We start from the raw sequence: 19841 nt of genomic DNA, 5'->3' as shown, positions 1-19841 counted from the left end.
GGTGGTTTTCTCGTGTGCGCGCTGGTGCTGCGCGCCCTACAGGCGAGCGCTCCCAAATGACGGTTGCCGGTGTGGTCAGCGTGGTTCTGATCGCCGTCGCCGCGGCATTGGTCATTTATCTGCTCGTTGCACTCGTAGATCCTGAGAGGTTCTGATGTCGCCCGCTCTTGCAGCCGGCCTGCAGATCGCTTTTGTCCTCGCCGTTCTGGCAATTGCCTACGTTCCGGTGGGCGACTACATGGCACGCGTTTACACGTCGACGCGAGATCTGCGGGTCGAGAGTGTGATCTACCGCGTCGGCCGGATCGACTCGCGGGCCGAGCAGACGTGGTACGGCTACGCCGCAAGCGTTCTCGGATTCTCGTTGGCGAGCGCATTGTTCTTGTACTTTCTCCAACGGATTCAGGGTGTACTACCGCTGAGTGACGGACTGTCCGGCGTCAGCCCTGCCGTTGCCTTCAACACCGCGATTTCTTTTGTGGCGAACACGAACTGGCAGTCGTACACGCCGGAAACGACGATGAGCAACTTCGTTCAGCCCGTCGGCCTGGCGGTGCAGAACTTCGTCTCTGCCGCAGTCGGGATGGCGGTGGCCATCGCATTGGTTCGTGGCTTCATTCGGGTTGCCCGGGGCGGCGAGATCGGCAACTTCTGGGTCGATCTGACGCGTGGTTCTCTGCGCATCCTCCTCCCGTTCTCCTTCGTGATCGCCCTGATCCTGTTGAGCCAGGGAGTGATCCAGTCGTTCCACAGCGGTTTCGCCTCCACCGGCCTCGACGGCAATGCGGTGACCAATGCACTAGCTCCCGTCGCGTCCCAGGAAGCGATCAAGGAACTCGGCACGAACGGCGGCGGGATCTTGGCTGCCAACTCGGCGCACCCGTTCGAGAACCCCACCCCGCTGAGCAATATCGTCGAGATTCTGGCGATCCTGTTGATTCCGGTCTGCCTCACACGAACATTCGGAACTCTCGTCGGTGATCGTAGGCAAGGCCTCACCCTGCTCGCAGTGATGGGAATCCTGTGGAGCGGACTGCTCGCGGTGACGCTCGCTGCCGAATCCGGCGCACGCGGTGTTGCCGCCACAGCAGCTGGTTCGATGATGGAGGGCAAGGAAGTTCGCTTCGGAATCCCCGGATCGGCATTGTTCGCGGTGGCGACCACGGGAACGTCGACGGGTGCGGTGAACTCGGCCCACGACAGCATGTCGCCCCTCGGCGGCGGCGCGGTCCTGCTCAACATGTTGCTCGGCGAAATCGCGCCGGGCGGAGTCGGAACCGGCCTCTACGGGATTCTTGTGCTGGCGCTGATCGCAGTGTTCGTCGGCGGACTGTTGGTCGGTCGCACGCCCGAATACCTCGGCAAGAAGCTGGGTCGACGCGAGATAACCCTTGCGGCGCTGTCGATCCTGGTCATGCCCGCACTGGTCCTGATCGGTACCGCCATCACCGTGATCCTCGGTTCGACCACCGGTTATCAAGGCAACGGGGGAGATCCGGGCACGCCGGGATCGATCCACGGGTTCAGCGAGGTGCTCTATGCCTTCGCTTCCGCCTCGAACAACAACGGCAGCGCGTTCGGCGGTCTGACCGTCACCAGCGACTGGTTCCAGTCGTCCCTCGGAATCTGCATGCTCCTAGGCCGATTCCTGCCGATCATCTTCGTTCTCGCTCTGGCCGGTGCGCTGGCCTCTCAGAAGAAGGTGGCGCCGACGGCCGGCACCCTCCCCACATCCGGTCCGATGTTCACCGGCCTGTTGACCGGAACCGTCGTTCTTGTTGCTGCACTTACATTCTTCCCGGCCCTCGCGCTGGGCCCGCTAGCGGAGGCTCTTCAATGACCGTGCGTATCAGTGAGAAACCCGTGGTAGCGCAAGACGCTGCCGACAAGGTTGATCCAGGGCAGTCCCGTCAAGTACACGCAGGCGTATTCAACCCGCGGCAGATGATCACCGCGTTGCCGGGGGCCGTACGCAAACTCGATCCACGCCACTTGGCGCGTAACCCGGTCATGTTCGTGGTGTTCGTCGGTTCCGTCATCACCACCGTCATGGCGATCGCCGATCCCTCGGTGTTCTCATGGGTGATCACCCTGTGGCTCTGGTTCACGGTGATCTTCGCGAACCTCGCCGAATCCGTGGCCGAAGGGCGAGGCAAGGCTCAGGCGGCCAGCCTGCGCAAGGTCAAGCAGGACACCACAGCACATCGGATCACGATGAGCGGCGCGATCGAATCGGTTTCCGGCACCGAACTGGTGGTCGGCGACCGGGTGATCGTGGTTGCCGGCGAGGTCATCCCCGGCGACGGCGACGTGGTCGAAGGTATTGCCTCCGTGGATGAATCGGCGATCACCGGTGAATCCGCCCCGGTAGTCCGTGAATCCGGTGGCGACCGCTGCGCCGTCACCGGTGGTACGACGGTTCTCTCCGACCGGATCGTCGTGGAAATCACCGCAGCACCGGGCAGTTCGTTCGTGGACCGGATGATCGCGCTCGTCGAAGGCGCCTCGCGTCAGAAGACACCCAACGAGATTGCGCTCAACATCCTGCTCGCGTCGTTGACCGTCATCTTCCTCCTCGCCGTCGTAGCCATCGGCCCGATGGGCTTGTACGCGGGGCACGAGCAGGATCCGATCAAGCTGATCGCACTCCTCGTCTGCCTGATCCCGACGACCATCGGAGCGCTGCTCTCGGCGATCGGTATCGCGGGCATGGACCGCCTCGTCCAGCGCAACGTTCTCGCGATGTCGGGGCGTGCCGTGGAAGCTGCGGGCGACATCGACACCCTGTTGATGGACAAGACCGGAACCATCACCTTCGGCAACCGCCGGGCGACCGCGCTCCACCCGGCACCCGGCGTATCCGCCGACGATCTTGCTGCGGCAGCGCGCTTGTCGAGCCTGGCTGACGGAACTCCCGAGGGACGGAGCATCGTCGAGTTGTGCGCAGCAGAGTTCTCTCTCGCGGCCGAACCGACGCTCGACGAGGAACGCGCCGAGTTCGTTCCCTTCACGGCACAAACGCGGATGAGCGGACTCGACCACTCCGGACGCCAAATCCGAAAGGGTGCAGCAGATGCGGTGATGAACTGGGTCGTCAGTGGCGGTGGACATGCAGAGACCGCGGTGACCGATACCGTGAACGACATCGCCCAAGCCGGCGGAACACCACTGGTAGTTGCCGTCAAGCACGGTGAGAGCACCTCGATCCTCGGCGTGATCGCGTTGTCCGACGTCGTCAAGCCGGGAATGGCTGACAGGTTCGCCGAACTCCGGGCGATGGGTATTCGCACGATCATGATCACCGGCGACAATCCGTTGACCGCGAAGGCGATTGCCGATGAGGCGGGCGTCGACGACTTCATGGCGGAGGCCACCCCGGAAGACAAACTGGCCCTGATCCGGAAGGAGCAGGAAGGCGGACGTCTCGTCGCGATGACCGGTGACGGGACCAATGATGCGCCCGCCCTTGCCCAGGCGGATGTCGGGGTCGCGATGAACACGGGAACCTCGGCAGCCAAAGAGGCCGGGAACATGGTCGATCTCGATTCCGATCCCACCAAGTTGATCGAGGTAGTGGAAATCGGCAAGCAATTGCTGATCACCCGCGGCGCCTTGACCACATTCTCGTTGGCGAACGACCTGGCGAAGTACTTCGCAATCCTGCCGGCATTGTTCAGCGGCATCTACCCGCAGCTGGACGCGTTGAACATCATGCGGCTCGCCACCCCCGAATCGGCGATCGTCTCGGCCGTGATCTTCAACGCCTTGGTGATCATCGGGTTGATTCCGTTGGCACTCAAGGGTGTTCGATACCGACCGTCGACAGCATCGCAGTTGCTCGGACGTAACCTGCTCGTCTACGGTCTCGGCGGTGTGATCACACCGTTCGTCGGTATCTGGTTGATCGATCTCGTCGTGCGTTTGATTCCTGGAATTGGGTGACCTGACATGCGTTTCACTATCGGTTTTGCCAAACAGGTGTGGGCGGGTTTGCTCGTATTACTTGCACTCACGGTCGTTCTCGGTGTGATCTATCCCGCCGCGGTGTGGGGGGTCAGCCGGATCAGCTCCGGATCTGCCGAAGGCTCACCGGTCACTGATGCCGCCGGTTGCGTGGTCGGCAGTGCCTGGGTGGGTGTTGATCCGCAGGTTGCCGAAGGGCAGCAGGACCCGTTCTTCCACAACCGCGTTGTCGGATCCGTTTCGGACGAGGATCCTTTTGCCACCGGTGATCCCGCTGCGGCACTGCCGTCCAACCAGGGGCCGAGCAGCGAGATTCTGGCCGGATTCATCATCGAGCGCCGGGCGGCCATCGCGGCACGTGAGGGCGTCGACCCGGCATCGGTTCCCGTCGACGCAGTCACCGGTTCGGGCTCGGGTATCGATCCCCACATCAGTCCGGCGTACGCCGAGCTGCAGGTCGCGAGGGTGGCGGCGAGCAACGGCATCTCGGAAGACCAGGTGCGGGACTTGGTGGCTGAGCACACCGACGGTCGGCAACTCGGATTTCTCGGAGCCGAGCGAGTCAACGTCCTGGAATTGAACCTGGCACTCGGATTGACGGCACCTACGTGTGCTGCGCCGACGACTGGTGGATGATTGTCACGTGAGTTCTTCGGAGAAGGTCGGTCAATCTTTCGGTAGGGCACGCAAACGTGGTGAATTGCGTATCTACCTCGGCGCTGCCCCCGGCGTCGGAAAGACCTTCGCGATGCTCGGTGAGGCTCATCGACGTCGAGATCGTGGCTGTGACGTGGTCGCGGCCGTTGTGGAGACACACGGCCGCGCCCGCACGGCGGCGCAGATCGGTGACCTCGAGATCATTCCGCCGAAGCTGGTGGACTATCGCGGAACACGGATGCCGGAACTGGACGTCGAGGCCGTGTTGGCTCGGCGGCCGGCCCTTGTCCTCGTGGACGAGTTGGCACACACCAACACGCCGGGGAGTGAGAATCACAAGCGCTGGCAGGACGTACAGGAACTGCTCGAAGCCGGGATCGACGTCCTGTCCACGGTCAACGTGCAACACCTCGAAAGCCTCAACGACGTTGTCGCGCACATCACCGGCGTGGTTCAGCAGGAGACGGTTCCGGACGCGATAGTGCGTAGTGCGGCGCAGGTCGAGTTGGTCGACATCACTCCGGAGGCGCTGCGCCGCAGACTTTCTCACGGCAACGTGTATTCGCCGGAGCGTGTCGATGCGGCATTGGGTAACTACTTCAGACGCGGAAACCTCACGGCGCTACGCGAACTGGCTCTGCTGTGGGTGGCCGATCAGGTGGACGCCGCACTGGCGAAGTACCGGGCCGAGAACAAGATCACCGATACCTGGGAGGCGCGCGAGCGTGTCGTCGTTGCCGTGACCGGGGGACCGGAGTCGGAAACGCTGGTACGACGCGCATCCCGTATCGCGTCGAAATCGAGTGCCGAACTGATGGTGGTCCACGTCGTGCGCGGTGACGGACTCACCGGCGTCTCGGCTCCGGAGATGGGCAAGGTGCGCGCGTTGGCCGTCGGGGTCGGCGCCACGCTTCACACCGTTGTCGGTGACGACGTACCGTCGACGCTTCTCGAATTCGCCCGCGAGGAGAACGCCACACAGTTGGTTCTGGGAACGTCGCGACGTTCTCGGCTGGCGCGCATCCTCGACGAGGGGATCGGCGCCGCGGTGGTTCAGCAGTCCGGCGGCATCGACGTTCACATGGTCACCCATGAGGAAACGACCGTCCGCCGGCGGATCTCGTTGTTCGGCCGATCCGAGTACCGCTTGCTGTCGTGGATTGCGGCAGTGGTGGTTCCGACGGCCGCAGCCGGACTCATGGGTCTGATCGACCGGATCTCCGGCGTGCAGGGTGAAAACGCGTTGTTCTTCGTGGTGGTGGTTCTGGTCGCGCTGCTCGGTGGTGTCGGGCCGGCAATGCTGTCTGCTCTGTTATCGGGACTGCTGCTCAATTACTTCTTCACCGACCCCAGGTACAGCTTCACGATCGCCGAACCCGACAACTTCATCACGACGGTGGTGCTGCTGATAGTGGCTGTGGCAGTGGCCGTTCTGGTGGACGCCGCCGCCAAAAAGGCTCGGGAAGCGAAGCGTGCTTCGGAGGAAGCGGAACTTCTGACACTGTTTGCGGGGTCGGTTCTCCGCGGTGCTGACCTGTCCACGCTGCTCGAGAAAGCTCGTGAAATCTACCGTCAACGTGGGGTTTCGGTGGTGCATCATGAGGATGGCGTAGTCGCGGCCGTGGGTGCAGAACCGCCGGCACGTGAAGCTGACGCGGATTCCGTGTGCGAGGTAAACGACGGCGAATACGCACTGATGCTGTCGGGGCCGGAGTTGAGTGCGCGTGATCGTCGGGTGTTGACCGTTGTCGCGCACCAGGCGGTCGGCATGATCCGTCAGGACAAGCTCACGGTCGAAGCGAGCAAGGCGGCTGCATTGACCGAGGCTGATCAACTGCGCCGAGCATTGCTTTCGGCTGTGAGCCATGACCTTCGGACACCGCTCGCCGGCGTGAAGGCTGCTGTGTCGAGCTTGCGCAGCGACGACATCGAGTTCTCACCTGAGGACACGGCAGAACTACTGGCCACCATCGAGGAGTCTGCGGATCAGTTGACCGCGCTGGTCGGCAACCTTCTTGATTCGTCCAGACTGGCTGCGGGAGTGGTCAAGCCGACGTTGCGGGCGGTGTACCTCGACGAAGTTGTTCACCGGGCGTTGCTGGGATTAGGCATCGGCGGCCGGTCGGACTCCCGGTCTCACAGTGTGATCGTCGACGTGGGTACTGTTGCCGTGCAGGCCGATCAGGGTTTGCTCGAGAGAGTGATCGCCAACCTCGTCGACAACGCATTGCGGTACGGCGGCACAACACCGGTGCGAGTGGGAGCAGCACGCGTCGGAGACCGCACCGTCATCACCGTCGCAGATACCGGCCCCGGTGTACCCCGTGGTGAAGCCGAATCGATGTTCGAGCCGTTTCAGCGAATGGGGGATCGCGACAACACGGGCGGCGTCGGACTCGGGCTGTCCGTGGTGCGCGGATTTGTCGACGCGATGGGCGGAACGGTCAGTGCCACCGACACTCCGGGCGGTGGGTTGACGATGATGGTCGAACTGGCCGGTGCAGGAACGAATGGAAGCGAGTCATGAGCCGGATACTGGTTGTCGACGACGAACCGCAGATCTTGCGGGCACTACGCATCAACCTCACTGTGCGTGGATATGACGTGGTGACGGCGTCCACCGGAGCAGGGGCCCTGCGCGCTGCAGCGGAACGGCCGCCGGACGTGGTGATTCTCGATCTCGGACTGCCGGACATGGACGGCACCGAAGTACTTGCAGGCCTGCGGGGCTGGTGCACGGCGCCGGTCATCGTGCTGTCGGCGCGCACCGACTCCGCGGACAAAGTCGAGGCCCTCGATGCCGGTGCCGACGATTACGTCACCAAGCCCTTCGGGATGGACGAGTTTCTGGCCCGCGTGCGCGCAGCGGCGAGGCGTGGAACCTCGGCGGCCGATACCTCGGAACCGTCGGTCGAGACCGCGTCGTTCACGGTGGACTTGGCTGCCAAAACGGTGAGCCGGCGCGGTGAACAGGTGCACCTGACTCCGACCGAGTGGGGCATGCTCGAGATGCTTGTGCGCAACCGCGGAAAGCTGGTCGGGCAGAAGGAATTGCTTCGGGAGGTGTGGGGACCGGCTTACGACACCGAGACTCACTATCTGCGTGTCTACCTGGCTCAACTTCGTCGCAAGCTCGAGGACGACCCGGCCAACCCCAAGCATCTGATCACCGAGGCGGGGATGGGTTATCGATTCGTGGTGTGAGAAACCAGGTGTGAGAAACCAGGTCAGATCATCACCACCAATTTGCCACGAGCCGTACCGGCTTCCATCTTGGCATGTGCTTGCGCGATGTCCTCGAACGCGAACACCTCGTCGATCGGTACCACCGCCTCGCCTGACGCGACAGCGGAGAGGAAGTCTTGCAGTACGTCGGCAGGCAGGTCGGACGCGTCCCCGCCGTACGAGGTCAATCGCACTCCGCGTGGAATGTAGTCGATCGGATAGAAGTCCTTGACTGTCCACTCGTTGGACAACATGCCCGTGAAACACACGGTCCCGTGAACGCGAATGGCGCGCAACGTGTCGGGAAGTGTTGGTGTTCCGACTAATTCGAGAGCCAGATCAACACCGTCCGGGAAAATGTCTCGCACCTGGCCTGCCACGGCACCGTCGTCGAGGACAACGTGGTCGACCCCGATCGCGGTCAACGATGACGTCTTGCTCGCATCGCGGGTGGTCGCAAGGACCGTGAGCCCCCACTGCTTCGCCAGGACTGCGGTTGCCATGCCGACCGAGGAGGTTCCGCCTCGAATCAGTAGGGATTGACCGGATTTCGCATCCAGTCCCACCGTCAGAGAGCCGTACGACGTCTGCAGCATCTCGGGAACAGCTCCCACTGTCGACCAGTCCAGTTTGCTGGAGAAGGGAACGACCTGGCTGACGGGAACGCACGTGTACTCGGCATATCCGCCGTCGAAGACCCGACCCATCCCGCCCATCATGGCGGCGACCTGCTGCCCTTCGGTCAACTCCCCGCCGGGGCAGTTCACCACTTCGCCGACGGCCTCGATGCCCAGCACCCTCGGGAACGTCACGCCTTCGGCGAGGCCGAGGCGGGTGTGCAGTTCGGATCGATTGAGACCGAAGGCCTTCACACGGATGAGGACCCAGCCGGTGGTAGTCGCCGGTATGGGAATCTCCCTGATCGTCAATGCTTCTGGCGGGCCGGGGGCGTCGAGCACGATTGCGCGCATTGTGTCGGTCATGCTTTCTCCTTGGTGATGAGTGTCAGTCGACGGTTGGCTTCGCGCAGCGTGGCCAGTGTGGCGCCGAACCGATCGAGAGCCTCGGGCGTCAGCACGGAACCGAGACGGCGTGCCAGTTCGTCGTCGAACGTGGACTTCGCCCGCTGCAAGAGGCCAATGCCGTCGGGGGTCAACGCGATGAGTGAGGATCGTTTGTCGGCGGGATTGGATTGTCGACGGCAGTGCCCCGAGGACTCGATCCGATCCACCAATTTGCTCGTGCCACCGACGGTGATCGCGAGGGCTTCGGCAATGTCGAAGACCCGACAGGAACCTAGCCTGTCGATGATCTGCATCGGCTCGAATCGACTCAGTGGCAGGTCGTGCTCGATTCGTAGTCGCTGGTCGACGGCCGTCCACAGTTCGGTTTCGAAGCGGACGAGGTTGTCGAAGTGACCGCTCAGGTCCGACCCCGTCATGAGCAGACCCCGAACCGATATGCATTCCGTGGAATCATTCTTTCACCGTACGCCCGATTCGTGATTAATTCCATGGAATCTATTTGCGGCCTTTCGTTGTGTCGGTGGCGCATGGGAACATATGTTCGTGTCGCATGAACCGCTGGTTCGAGAAACGCCAGGTAATCACCCTGGCGGTGCTCGTTCTGGCGGTAATCATTCTGGGGGTGGTCGACCTACGGGTGACGCAACGATCCTCCATGCGGACCTCGATTCGTTCTACGCATCGGTCGAGCAACGTGACGACCCGACTCTGGCGGGCAGACCGGTCATCGTCGGTGGTGGCGTGGTCCTGGCGGCAAGCTACGAGGCCAAGGCGTTCGGGGTTCGAACTGCGATGAGTGGTGGTCAGGCTCGATCACTGTGTCCCCAGGCGATCGTCGTTCCCCCGCGAATGTCGGCGTACTCGCAGGCGAGCAAAGACGTGTTCGACGTCTTTCACGACACGTCGCCGCTGGTCGAAGGAATCTCCATAGACGAGGCCTTTCTCGAGGTCGGCGGGCTCGCCAAAATCGTGGGAAACCCGCTGCAGATCGGGGCCAACCTCAGACGCGACGTGGCTGAGCAGGTCGGACTACCGATCACGGTCGGGATCGCACGCACCAAGTTCCTGGCCAAGGTCGCGAGTGCATTCGCGAAACCCGACGGATTGCTGCGAGTGCCGCCGGAGGGCGAGACCGAATTCCTGCATCCGTTGCCGGTCGAGAAGCTGTGGGGCGTCGGCAAGATCACGGCCCAGAAGTTGCGAAACTTCGACATCGTGACGGTGGGTGACATCGCTCGGCACGACGAATCCTCGATCGTCTCGATTCTCGGGGGCGGCGCCGGTCGCCATCTCTACGCGCTCTCGCACAATCGAGATCCGCGCCCCGTCCGCGCCTATCGTGGCCGCAGTTCGATGGGTGCTCAGCATGCGCTTGGTCGCGGATCCCATTCCCGCGCAGAACTCGATGCGTCGTTGATGTCCCTTGTCGACCGTGTCAGTCGACGCATGCGTTCGGCGCAGCGGACGGGGCGCACGGTCACGCTCCGGCTTCGCTTCGCGGATTTCACGCGGGCAACTCGATCTCACACGCTGCGCCGGTCCACCGCCGACACAGCGGAATTGCTGAACGCCTCGATGGTGCTGCTGGACGAAGCGATACCGATGATCGCGGACAAGGGCATCACGTTGATCGGTGTCGCTGTCTCCAACCTGGATCGGGACGGCGCCGAACAACTCGAATTGCCCTTCGACGGTCCAGGATTCGCGGGTCCGGACACTGCCGCCCTCGACTCGGCGATGGACAGCGTCCGGAAGAAGTTCGGCTCGGCGGCTCTCACGAGGGGAGTGCTCCTGGGACGCGATCCGGACCTGTCGGTGCCGCTACTGCCGGACTAGGTGAGGTTTTCTCTCAGAGTCGCTCCCTCGTATTCGCGTCGGAACAACCCACGCGCCTGCAGCACTGGAATCACGTGATCGACAAAATCTTCCAGGCCCTGCGGATAGGTCGGCGGCATCAGATTGAAACCGTCGGCACCGCGGCCGTTCAACCAGGATTCCATCTCGTCGGCAATCGACTCCGGTGTGCCGATCATCGTTGCGTGGCCACCACCCGCAGCGAGCGTCCCGAGGAGTTCCCGCACAGTCGGTGCGTCCTTCTCGACGATCCGCAGAATAGTTGCGTAGCGTCCTTGCGGCCCGCTGAATGCTTCGAGTGGAGGCAACGGGGGCACGGGCCCGTCGAGATCCCAGTCCTCGCAATCCTGTCCGGTGAACAACGAGAGTTGGCGTATCGACTGTTCGGTGGGCAGCAGGCGATCAAGTTCGGCCTTCTTGGCCCGTGCCTCGGCGACAGTACTTCCGACGTAGGTGACCAGCCCCGGCATGACGGCGACCGAGTTCGAATCCCGGCCGGCGCGCTCGATTCTCGACTTCACGTCCGCGTAGTAGCTCTGCGCGCTGGGTAGGTCGTAGGCAACCGAATAGATCGCCTCGGCGCGCTGCGCAGCCAGATCGCGACCCTGCTCGGACGCCCCGGCCTGAAACAAAACCGGTCTGCCCTGCGGGGATCGAGGAACCGTCAACGGGCCGTCGACACGAAAATGCTTGCCGTCGTGATCGATGCGAGAAATCTTGCCTGCGTCGGCAAAACGTCCCGCCCGGTCGAGGATCAGCGCGTCTTCCGACCACGAATCCCACAATGCGAGGGCCACTTCGACAAATTCGTCGGCTCGTTCATATCGGGATGCGTGATCGGGCATCGCCTCGAGTCCGTGGTTGCGCGCCTCCTGGTCGAACATCGAGGTCACGACGTTCCATCCGGCCCGTCCGCCGCTGATGTGGTCGAGCGATGCCAAAAGTCGTGCCGCGTGGAATGGCGTGTAAAAGGTCGTGGAGATGGTGGTGACCAGGCCGACGTTCGCCGTCGCTCGTGCCATGGCAGTCAACGCGGTGATCGGTTCGAGAAACCACGACGCACCAGACTCGGGTTCTCGAACACTGTGACCGTCAGCGAAGAAAACGGCGTCCAGCTTGCCGCGTTCGGCGATCTGGGCGAGCGACTCGTAATACGTGATGTCACCGAGACTTTCGACCGGTGAGTCGCGGTGTCGCCACGCCGCACTGTGATGCCCGCAACCGAGCAGGAACGCACCTATCCGTAGCTGTGCGCCCATCAGTTCTTGACGAGTCCGCCGTCGACAACCAGATTCTGGCCGGTCACGGCCCGCGACCATGGGGAGGCGAAAAAGAGTGCAGCGTCGGCAAATTCGTTCGGCGTCGTGACTCGGCGCAGGGGAGTGCTTGCCGCGATCATGTCGAACACTGCTTCCGGTGTCGCGGCACTCGCATCGGTGGTGCGGAGCAAGCCGCCGGAGACCATGTTGACTGTGATCCCGTCCGGACCGAGGTCGGCGGACAGCGTCCGTGTCAGTGCCAACAGTGCGGCCTTGGCAGCGGTGTAGTCGTGGTACGGAACTACCGGATTCTGGACCAGATTGGTTCCGACAGTGATGATTCGGCCGAAGCCGAGTTCGCGCATGCCTGGTAGTCCTGCCTGGGTGGTATTGAGTGTTCCGGCAACAGCTCCGCGTAGTTGAGAGTCGAAGTCGGCCCAGGTGATCGTGTCCGCGTTCGGCCGGGCATCGCCGTTGAACGAGAAGTCGACCAGTGCATTGTCGACCACGGTCGAGATCGGTGCGTCGAATCTCTCGCGTGCAGCGGAGAACAACTGGTCGACGGAACTGCGGTCCGTCACGTCCGCCTGGACTGCGAAGGTGCGATCCTCACCCAGTTCGGCGACCAGGGCCTCGGCGGCATCGCGGCTCTTGTTGTAGTTCACGATTACGCGGGCGCCCGAGCGGAAGAATGCTCGGCTCAGTGCGGCGCCGAGCCCGCGGGCGCCACCGGTGATCAGAACGATCTGCTCGTCGAGGTTCAATGCGCGCTGAAATTGCTGTTCGGTCATGTCGACATCCCTCCGCCAGTGCTAACTGGTCAGGTTCATCGGGTCTGATCTCAGCCGACTTTTTCGGCACCCCGTGTCACCGTCCATCAGACCACGTGAGGTGAATCGTCCTGAACGCCGGGTGTGCAGTAACGGTCGGCGCGATGAGTTTTCGATCGCTCGGGAGTCGTAATTGCAAGCGAAGTGGCAACAGGCCGCTCGCCTTCGCCCCAGGAGAATCCGATGACCACCCAGCCCGTCCACAACGAAACTGTTTCCGGTAACGCCACGACGACGACACCTTCGGCCACGGCTCGCAAGGTCGGATACGTCCTGAGTGGGCTGTTCGTCGTTTTCATGCTCTTCGACGGCATCATTCACATTCTCAACCTTCAGACCGTCAAGGACGCCTCCGCCGAACTTGGGTTGCCGGACTCGCTGGCATTGACGGCCGGGGTGGTGCAACTGATCTGCCTTGCGCTGTACGTGATTCCGCGCACGTCGATACTCGGCGCGATTCTGCTCACCGGTTACCTGGGCGGAGCCGTGTTGACCAACCTTCGAGCGGAACAGCCTCTGCTGAGCACGACACTGTTTGCCGTCTATACCGGAATCGTCATGTGGGCGGGTCTGTATCTCCGAGACGAGAAGGTTCGCGAGATCATCCCGGTGCGGCGGGCCTGAAATCAGGCCCCTGAAGGGGTTGCGTGGGACGCGGTGTCCCATTATGTTTGACCTCATTCAAGTCCGTCGACTCCAATCGACGGACTGGCCGTGAGGAGACACCGATGGCTCGGTCAGCGTCGATCGAAGTGGAAAAGCCGTACCGCCAGGTACTGCAGACTTTGTCCGAGGGCTCAGTTGCCCGCAGTTTCGATCCCTATCTCGACATCGACTGGGATTCACCAGAGTTCGCGATCGATCCGCATGATCCGAGGTGGGTGCTCTCATCCGTGTCGGATCCGCTCGGAGCGACGCAGTGGTACCAGGATCAGTCGTTGGAGCGTCGAATCGCCATGGGAATGTGGCGTCAGGCGAATGTGACCAAGGTGGGTTCGGCATTCGAGAGCATCTTGATCCGGGGAATGCTGCAATACATCATGGCGCTACCCAACCAGTCGCCTGAGTTCCGGTACTGCCTGCACGAGATGACCGAAGAGTGCAATCACATCCAGATGTTCCAAGAACTCGTCAATCGTATGGACATCGACGTACCGGGTATGCGTCCGATGTTCCGGCGGCTGTCGCCGATCATCGGAGTGCTGGGAGCAAAGTTCCCGGTCATCTTCTTCATCGGCATTCTGGCTGGTGAAGAACCGATCGACCACTTCCAGAAGGATCTCATCCGCGAGGGTAAGGACACGCCGCCGGCGATGCTCCGCACCATGGAGATTCACATCGCCGAAGAAGCGAGACACATCTCGTTTGCTCACGAGTTCCTGCGCAATCACGTCCCCAGACTCAGTCGTACGAGTCGAGCCATCACATCGGTCGCCTTCCCCGGCACGATGCGTTGGCTTGCGGGCGAAATCATGTCACCGCCAAAGGAATTCGCCGAAGAATTCGGAATCCCGGACGAGGTGATGAAGAGCGCCTTCTGGGGGAGCCCACATTCACGCCGCATCCTGGGTAATTACTTCGGTGAAATGCGAGCCCTGGCAGACGAACTCGGATTGATGAATCCGGTGTCGAAGCGTGCGTGGCGAAAGCTGCGCATCGACGGCGACTACGCCCGCTACCGCGGCGAGCCGAAGCGTTCCGACAAGACCCGGATCTAGTCCGGCCGCGAAGTTCCTCCGTCGGAGGACACCAGTTCGGCTATGAGCGTGGACAATTCGACATGGGGATCGATCTGTAGCCCGCTCGAGCGTGCAACGCCGTCGAACATGTACCAGGTGTATTTCGCGAGGTCGGCGACGATCTCTTCGCGGCTCGGTTTCGGATCGGTGCTTCGGACCCAGTGGGTGAGCGTGCCCTCGACCATTGTCACCACTGCGAACGGTAGTGAATCGAAGGGTGAGGAGTCGATCCCCACGGATCGACCGACTTCGGTGATAGTGGTGCGGGCCGAGTCCGCGATTGTCGCCTTCAGACTGCTGATCGCGTCGATGCTCTCGTCGTCGTAGTCGGTGGGGCCGGTACCCATGAACTCGTGAATCCGCGGATGCTCGGTGATCCACTCGGCGACGGCGCTGATGGTTCGGGTCAGGATCTGGTCGAGAGTGCCCACCGAAATGCTCATCGACGCATCCAGGGCCGCCGCAAATTGGCCGAGCACAAACGCTCGGACTCGTCGATCGAGGTCGTCTCGGCCGCTGAATTGTCGGTACACCACCGACTTGGCGAGGCCGGCACGGTCGGCGATCTGCTGGACGGACACCTCGGCACCTGCCGCGCGCTCTTCGATCAGTTCGACAGCCGAGGTGAGTATCCGTTTCTGACGCTCGGAGTTGTGTCGCTCCCACCGCGCTTCGCGACCGGTCAACTCTGCAGTGACAGGTTGCGCAATTGCGTCGCTCGGCATCGGGCCAGTCTATCCGGACGGACCCGCCGTATTTCCGACTTGTCATCGGGCGCGGCATCGGGATCGGTCGTCGGTACAACGTGGGACACTGGTCGAGTGAGGTTGTATCGAGACACGGCGGTGGTGCTGCGCCTGCACAAACTGGGCGAAGCCGACCACATCGTCACGTTGCTCACCCGTCAGTTCGGGTTGGTACGTGCCGTGGCCAAAGGTGTCCGCCGGACCACCTCCAAATTCGGTGCCAGACTCGAACCGTTTGCTCACATCGACGTGCAACTACTTCCGGGCAAGAATCTCGACATCATCACTCAGGTGCAGACGGTCGATGCCTTCGCCACTGACATCGTCGACGACTACAGCCGGTACACCACGGCCTGCGCCGTACTCGAGACTGCCGAGCGGTTGGCCGGCGAGGAACGCGCGCCGGCCCCGCAGCTTCAGCGATTGACGGTGGGAGCACTGCGTGCGATCGCCGAGCAGGCGCGGCCGGTCGAGTTCGTGCTCGACGCGTTCTTGTTGCGAGCCATGGGCTATGCGGGTTGGGCGCCTGCCCTCGAAGAGTGCGCCCGCTGCAGCGCTCCGGGACCGCACCGTGCATTTCATGTCGCCGCAGGCGGAGCCGTCTGTACCTACTGCCGCCCGGCGGGTGCTGCGACGCCGTCGCCCGGAGTGCTCGACTTGATGGAAGCCCTGCTCCGAGGGGAGTGGGAGGGCACCGATTCGGCGCCCGCGACGCTGCGGACGCAAGCCAGCGGACTGGTCGCGGCACACCTGCAGTGGCATCTCGAGCGTCAATTGCGGACGTTGCCGCTGATCGAGCGTTCGAGGCCGCATGCAGCCGTCGAGGTCGACTTGTCCGTGAGGCAGGATGGAACCCGTGATTCGACGACGCGAACCGCGAACTCCGCTTGATCCTGCTGCTGAACGGGTGATCCGGCCACCGGACCCACATCCGTCCGGGGCGACCCCGCCGATCCTGCAAACCGAACTCATCCCGCGCCACGTCGCGTTGGTGATGGACGGCAACGGACGGTGGGCACAGGAGCGCGGTCTGCCGCGAACCGCCGGGCACGAACGCGGTGAAGCGGTCTTGATGGACACGGTGTGCGGGTGCATCGAGATGGGTGTCGAGTGGCTCTCCGCCTACGCATTCTCCACCGAGAACTGGAAGCGCAGTCCCGACGAGGTTCGATTCCTGATGGGCTTCAACCGTGACGTCATCCGCCGCCGACGCGACGAGATGAACGAAATGGGTGTGCGTGTTCGCTGGGCCGGTCGTAAGCCGCGCCTGTGGGCCAGTGTGATCAAGGAACTCGAGATCGCCGAAGAACTGACCAAGAACAACACAGTCATGAACTTGACCATGTGTGTGAATTACGGCGGGCGGGCCGAAATTGCCGATGCGGTAAAGGAAATCGCGAAGCGTGTCGCGGCCGGTGAGATCAATCCGGACAAGGTCACCGAGGCGACGGTTGCCAAGTACCTCGACGAGCCCGACATGCCCGACGTCGATCTCTTCCTGCGTCCGTCGGGGGAACAGCGGACGTCCAATTTCTTGATCTGGCAATCCGCCTACGCCGAAATGGTGTACCAGGAGAAGCTGTTTCCCGATTTCGACCGCCGCGATCTCTGGGCCGCCTGCGTCGAATACGCCTCACGCGACCGTAGATTCGGTGGCGTCAAATGACAGGGGAGAACATGACCGACACCACCGACGAAGCAGCCCGCCTACAAGAACGCGCGGCCGCCTCGCTGGCTCATTTCGTGACGGTCGATGTGGCTGCGGACGGCTCGCTTGGTTTCCAGTACTCCGGCGCGCTGTGCTCGATCCAGGCGATGAATTTGTCCGAGGGTCTGGACGTGCTGTCCATGACGTGTGTCCTCGCGTGGGACCGACCGGTCAGCGCGGCACTGCATCGCAAGGTGGCCGAGCGGAACCGGACCATCCAATTCGGTTCGATCGCGGTATTCGGCCACGGCAGTCTGGCGGACGTGATCCTGCGATACACGTTCCCGGCGGCCGGACTGGACGACGAGGCACTGACCACGATGTTGCTACTCGCGCTGACCGGCGCCGATACTGCGCGTCAGGGTTTGATTCCCTGACGCTGTCAGCTGGCGGCGCAGTCGCGGCAGGTGCCGAAGATCTCGACGGTGTGACTCACTTCGGTGAAACCGTTGTCCTCGGCGATGGTCTGTGACCACTGCTCGACCGTCGGGCCCTCGACCTCGACGGTGAATCCGCAGTTGCGGCACACCAGGTGATGGTGGTGTCCGGAGGAGCAGCGTCGGTAGACGGACTCACCTGTGTCGGTGCGCAGGACGTCGATGGTTCCGGCGTCGGACAGTGCCTGCAGCGTGCGGTAGACGGTGGTCAGGCCGATCCCTTCACCGCGCTTGCGCAGTTCGTCGTGCAGTTCCTGTGCCGACTTGAATTCGTCGATGTCGTCGAGCAGGGCGGAGATGGCGCTGCGCTGTTTCGTGGAACGAACGCCGACGGTGGCCGGTCCACGTTTCGAGGTCGTACTGCCCGGGGTGTTCATGCGGTGGAATCTCATCCTTCTTCGGCGTGGGCGACAGCGTCGACGACGATGTGTGCGAGGTGATCGTCGACGAGTCGATAGAGAACTTCTCGTCCGTTGCGTTCGCCGCGGACGACGCCCGCTGCTTTGAGAACGCGCAAATGCTGGCTGATGAGTGGCTGAGTGACGCCGAGAGCGCCGACGAGTTCGTGAACGCAACGCTCCGACTCGTGGAGCTGAAGCACGATCGCGATGCGAACGGGTGCAGCCAGCGCCCGCAGAATTTCGCCGGCGGCCGCCAAAGTTTCCTTGGGCGGCACGGGCGCGGGGGGTGCGGCTTCGAACGGGTCGTGCGTGTGTCCGAGGTCGGAATGATCATGGCTTTTGTGGAGATCGCCGGTATCCGCAATGCTCACAGCGAGGCTCCTTCGAGGGGTAGATCATGATGTCCGGGCATAGCCATCTCACCACATTATTGCAAATCACTTTCATTTTGATATGCACAAGTATGCATGTCAACCTTGGACGGAAGTGCGTGGCAGCCGCCAGATAGGCTGATGGTGCGAAAAGCGCACGAAAATCATGCATCTATTACCCAGATGGAGAGCAATCGAGTGGCACCCAAGTCCAAGATCGAAGCCGTTGTCAATCTCGCCAAGCGGCGAGGCCTGGTCTACCCGTGCGGTGAGATCTACGGCGGTACCAAGTCCGCATGGGACTACGGCCCATTGGGTGTCGAGCTCAAGGAGAACATCAAGCGTCAGTGGTGGCGCAACATGGTCACCAGCCGCGAGGACGTCGTCGGCCTCGACTCCTCGGTGATCCTGCCCCGCGAGGTGTGGGTCGCATCCGGTCACGTCGGTGTCTTCAACGACCCGCTCGTCGAGTGCCTCAACTGTCACAAGCGTCACCGTCAGGATCACCTGCAGGAGGCGTACGCGGAGAAGAAGAAGCTCGACAACCCGGACGACGTCTCGATGGATGTCATCGGTTGCCCCGATTGCGGCACCGTCGGCCAGTGGACCGAGCCGCGCGACTTCAACATGATGCTCAAGACGTACCTCGGCCCTGTCGAGAGCGAAGAGGGCATGCACTACCTTCGCCCCGAGACCGCACAGGGCATCTTCGTCAACTTCGCCAACGTGCTGACCACCTCGCGTAAGAAGCCGCCGTTCGGCATCGGTCAGATCGGCAAGAGCTTCCGTAACGAGATCACCCCGGGCAACTTCATCTTCCGCACCCGCGAGTTCGAGCAGATGGAGATGGAATTCTTCGTCAAGCCGGGCGAGGACGAGCAGTGGCATCAGTACTGGATCGACTACCGCCTGGACTGGTACACCGGCCTCGGCATCAACAAGGACAACCTGCGGCTGTACGAGCATGCGCCGGAAAAGCTTTCGCACTACTCGAAGGGCACGACCGACATCGAGTACCGCTTCCACTTCCAGGGCAGCGAATGGGGCGAGCTCGAAGGTATCGCGAACCGTACCGACTTCGATCTCTCGACGCACTCCAAGCACTCGGGCACCGAGCTGAACTACTACGACCAGACGACGGGCGAGCGGTACACGCCGTACGTCATCGAGCCGGCGGCAGGTCTCACGCGTTCGCTGATGGCCTTCCTGGTCGACGCGTACACCGAGGACGAGGCTCCCAACTCCAAGGGCGGCGTCGACAAGCGCACGGTGCTGCGACTGGATCGTCGACTCGCTCCCGTCAAGGCCGCAGTGCTGCCGCTCTCGCGCAATGCGGATCTGACGCCGAAGGCAAAAGATCTTGCGGCGCAGTTGCGTCAGAACTGGAACGTCGAGTTCGACGACGCCGGTGCCATCGGGCGTCGTTACCGTCGCCAGGACGAGATCGGCACACCGTTCTGCATCACGGTCGACTTCGACACTCTCGAAGATCAGGCTGTGACGGTGCGTGAGCGTGACTCCATGGCGCAGGAACGCGTCGCCCTCGATCAGGTGGAAAGCTACCTGGCTGCGCGGCTGATCGGTTCCTGATTCGTTCGAAGCTGACGGGCGGTTCTTCTCATTCGA

The 19841-nt window shown here is 62.5% G+C and carries 20 protein-coding genes and 1 riboswitch; of the genes, 13 read left to right on the top strand and 7 right to left on the bottom strand.

Translation table 11 applies throughout. The annotated features are described in order from the left end of the window. Positions 1-56 precede the first annotated feature (56 nt). The 6 genes from kdpF to QM596_RS21085 are packed head-to-tail and all read left to right on the top strand — an operon-like array spanning position 57 to position 7824. The gene (kdpF, locus tag QM596_RS21110) at positions 57-155 is read left to right on the top strand and encodes a K(+)-transporting ATPase subunit F (protein ID WP_007731078.1); all 99 of its coding nucleotides are present in this window, start codon (positions 57-59) and stop codon (positions 153-155) included. Then, positions 155-1840, top strand: coding sequence for a potassium-transporting ATPase subunit KdpA (kdpA, locus tag QM596_RS21105; protein ID WP_020969964.1), 1686 nt, complete (start codon positions 155-157; stop codon positions 1838-1840). Before kdpF ends, kdpA begins: the two co-directional genes overlap by 1 nt. After that, positions 1837-3942 (top strand): potassium-transporting ATPase subunit KdpB, encoded by a 2106-nt coding sequence (kdpB, locus tag QM596_RS21100; protein ID WP_020969963.1) that lies wholly within the window; start codon positions 1837-1839, stop codon positions 3940-3942. The genes kdpA and kdpB overlap by 4 nt, the downstream gene beginning before the upstream one ends. Positions 3943-3948: 6 nt before the next feature. Then, positions 3949-4599: a potassium-transporting ATPase subunit C gene (locus QM596_RS21095; protein WP_283309880.1), complete on the top strand. Its 651-nt coding sequence runs from the start codon at positions 3949-3951 to the stop codon at positions 4597-4599. 7 nt (positions 4600-4606) lie between these two features. Further along, positions 4607-7147 carry a sensor histidine kinase gene (locus QM596_RS21090; RefSeq protein ID WP_020969962.1) on the top strand — a complete coding sequence of 847 codons (2541 nt, stop codon included), beginning with the start codon at positions 4607-4609 and terminating at the stop codon, positions 7145-7147. Beyond that, complete coding sequence (locus tag QM596_RS21085; RefSeq protein ID WP_019749011.1) at positions 7144-7824, top strand: response regulator; 681 nt, start codon at positions 7144-7146, stop codon at positions 7822-7824. Before QM596_RS21090 ends, QM596_RS21085 begins: the two co-directional genes overlap by 4 nt. 23 nt (positions 7825-7847) lie before the next feature. On the opposite strand, the gene QM596_RS21080 is transcribed toward QM596_RS21085, so the two are convergent. Both QM596_RS21080 and QM596_RS21075 read right to left on the bottom strand, forming a co-directional pair. Further along, positions 7848-8828 carry a zinc-binding alcohol dehydrogenase family protein gene (locus QM596_RS21080; RefSeq protein WP_283309879.1) on the bottom strand — a complete coding sequence of 327 codons (981 nt, stop codon included), beginning with the start codon at positions 8826-8828 and terminating at the stop codon, positions 7848-7850. Next, complete coding sequence (locus tag QM596_RS21075) at positions 8825-9286, bottom strand: MarR family winged helix-turn-helix transcriptional regulator (protein ID WP_046378750.1); 462 nt, start codon at positions 9284-9286, stop codon at positions 8825-8827. Before QM596_RS21075 ends, QM596_RS21080 begins: the two co-directional genes overlap by 4 nt. A gap of 121 nt (positions 9287-9407) precedes the next feature. On the opposite strand from QM596_RS21075, the gene dinB reads away from it, so the two are divergent. After that, the gene (dinB, locus tag QM596_RS21070) at positions 9408-10706 is read left to right on the top strand and encodes a DNA polymerase IV (protein WP_283309877.1); all 1299 of its coding nucleotides are present in this window, start codon (positions 9408-9410) and stop codon (positions 10704-10706) included. On the opposite strand, the gene QM596_RS21065 is transcribed toward dinB, so the two are convergent. Next, entirely contained in the window at positions 10703-11983 is a 1281-nt protein-coding gene (locus QM596_RS21065; protein WP_019749007.1) for an LLM class flavin-dependent oxidoreductase, read from the bottom strand. The genes dinB and QM596_RS21065 overlap by 4 nt on opposite strands. Next, on the bottom strand, positions 11983-12747 hold the full coding sequence (locus QM596_RS21060) for a 3-oxoacyl-ACP reductase (protein WP_502943424.1): 765 nt from the start codon (positions 12745-12747) through the stop codon (positions 11983-11985). Before QM596_RS21060 ends, QM596_RS21065 begins: the two co-directional genes overlap by 1 nt. Before the next feature lie 17 nt (positions 12748-12764). Continuing rightward, a riboswitch (TPP riboswitch) is annotated at positions 12765-12858 on the bottom strand. Between the two features lie 138 nt (positions 12859-12996). Between QM596_RS21060 and QM596_RS21055 the strand changes: the two genes are divergently transcribed. Both QM596_RS21055 and QM596_RS21050 read left to right on the top strand, forming a co-directional pair. Next, complete coding sequence (locus QM596_RS21055; RefSeq protein ID WP_020908179.1) at positions 12997-13437, top strand: DoxX family protein; 441 nt, start codon at positions 12997-12999, stop codon at positions 13435-13437. Between the two features lie 104 nt (positions 13438-13541). Then, positions 13542-14531, top strand: a complete 990-nt coding sequence (locus QM596_RS21050) for an AurF N-oxygenase family protein (protein ID WP_019749004.1) — start codon at positions 13542-13544, stop codon at positions 14529-14531. Here QM596_RS21050 and QM596_RS21045 read toward each other — a convergent pair. Next, entirely contained in the window at positions 14528-15277 is a 750-nt protein-coding gene (locus QM596_RS21045) for a TetR/AcrR family transcriptional regulator (protein WP_007731095.1), read from the bottom strand. The genes QM596_RS21050 and QM596_RS21045 overlap by 4 nt on opposite strands. 96 nt (positions 15278-15373) lie before the next feature. Here QM596_RS21045 and recO point away from each other — a divergent pair, with 96 nt between their 5' ends. From recO to QM596_RS21030, 3 genes are read left to right on the top strand one after another with little or no spacing between them, the layout of a single operon-like run. After that, positions 15374-16189: a DNA repair protein RecO gene (recO, locus tag QM596_RS21040; RefSeq protein WP_019749002.1), complete on the top strand. Its 816-nt coding sequence runs from the start codon at positions 15374-15376 to the stop codon at positions 16187-16189. Beyond that, positions 16146-16964 (top strand): isoprenyl transferase, encoded by an 819-nt coding sequence (locus QM596_RS21035; protein WP_378669511.1) that lies wholly within the window; start codon positions 16146-16148, stop codon positions 16962-16964. The genes recO and QM596_RS21035 overlap by 44 nt, the downstream gene beginning before the upstream one ends. After that, the gene (locus QM596_RS21030) at positions 16961-17383 is read left to right on the top strand and encodes a YbjN domain-containing protein (protein ID WP_019749000.1); all 423 of its coding nucleotides are present in this window, start codon (positions 16961-16963) and stop codon (positions 17381-17383) included. Before QM596_RS21035 ends, QM596_RS21030 begins: the two co-directional genes overlap by 4 nt. Before the next feature lie 5 nt (positions 17384-17388). Here QM596_RS21030 and QM596_RS21025 read toward each other — a convergent pair whose 3' ends face one another. Then, positions 17389-17820 (bottom strand): Fur family transcriptional regulator, encoded by a 432-nt coding sequence (locus QM596_RS21025; RefSeq protein WP_020908177.1) that lies wholly within the window; start codon positions 17818-17820, stop codon positions 17389-17391. Between the two features lie 11 nt (positions 17821-17831). Then, positions 17832-18215 carry an ArsR/SmtB family transcription factor gene (locus QM596_RS21020; protein WP_003944457.1) on the bottom strand — a complete coding sequence of 128 codons (384 nt, stop codon included), beginning with the start codon at positions 18213-18215 and terminating at the stop codon, positions 17832-17834. Positions 18216-18413: 198 nt separating this feature from the next. Here QM596_RS21020 and QM596_RS21015 point away from each other — a divergent pair, with 198 nt between their 5' ends. Next, a complete protein-coding gene (locus tag QM596_RS21015) occupies positions 18414-19805 on the top strand; it encodes a glycine--tRNA ligase (RefSeq protein WP_003944491.1) in 1392 nt (463 codons plus the stop codon). Positions 19806-19841 lie beyond the last annotated feature (36 nt).

Origin of the sequence: Rhodococcus sp. IEGM 1406, assembly GCF_030056745.1 — a bacterium.
Classification (GTDB): Bacteria; Actinomycetota; Actinomycetes; order Mycobacteriales; family Mycobacteriaceae; genus Rhodococcus_F; species Rhodococcus_F erythropolis.
The sequence above is the reverse complement of the archived record's forward strand: the minus strand, read 5'-3'. Positions and strand labels throughout refer to the sequence as shown.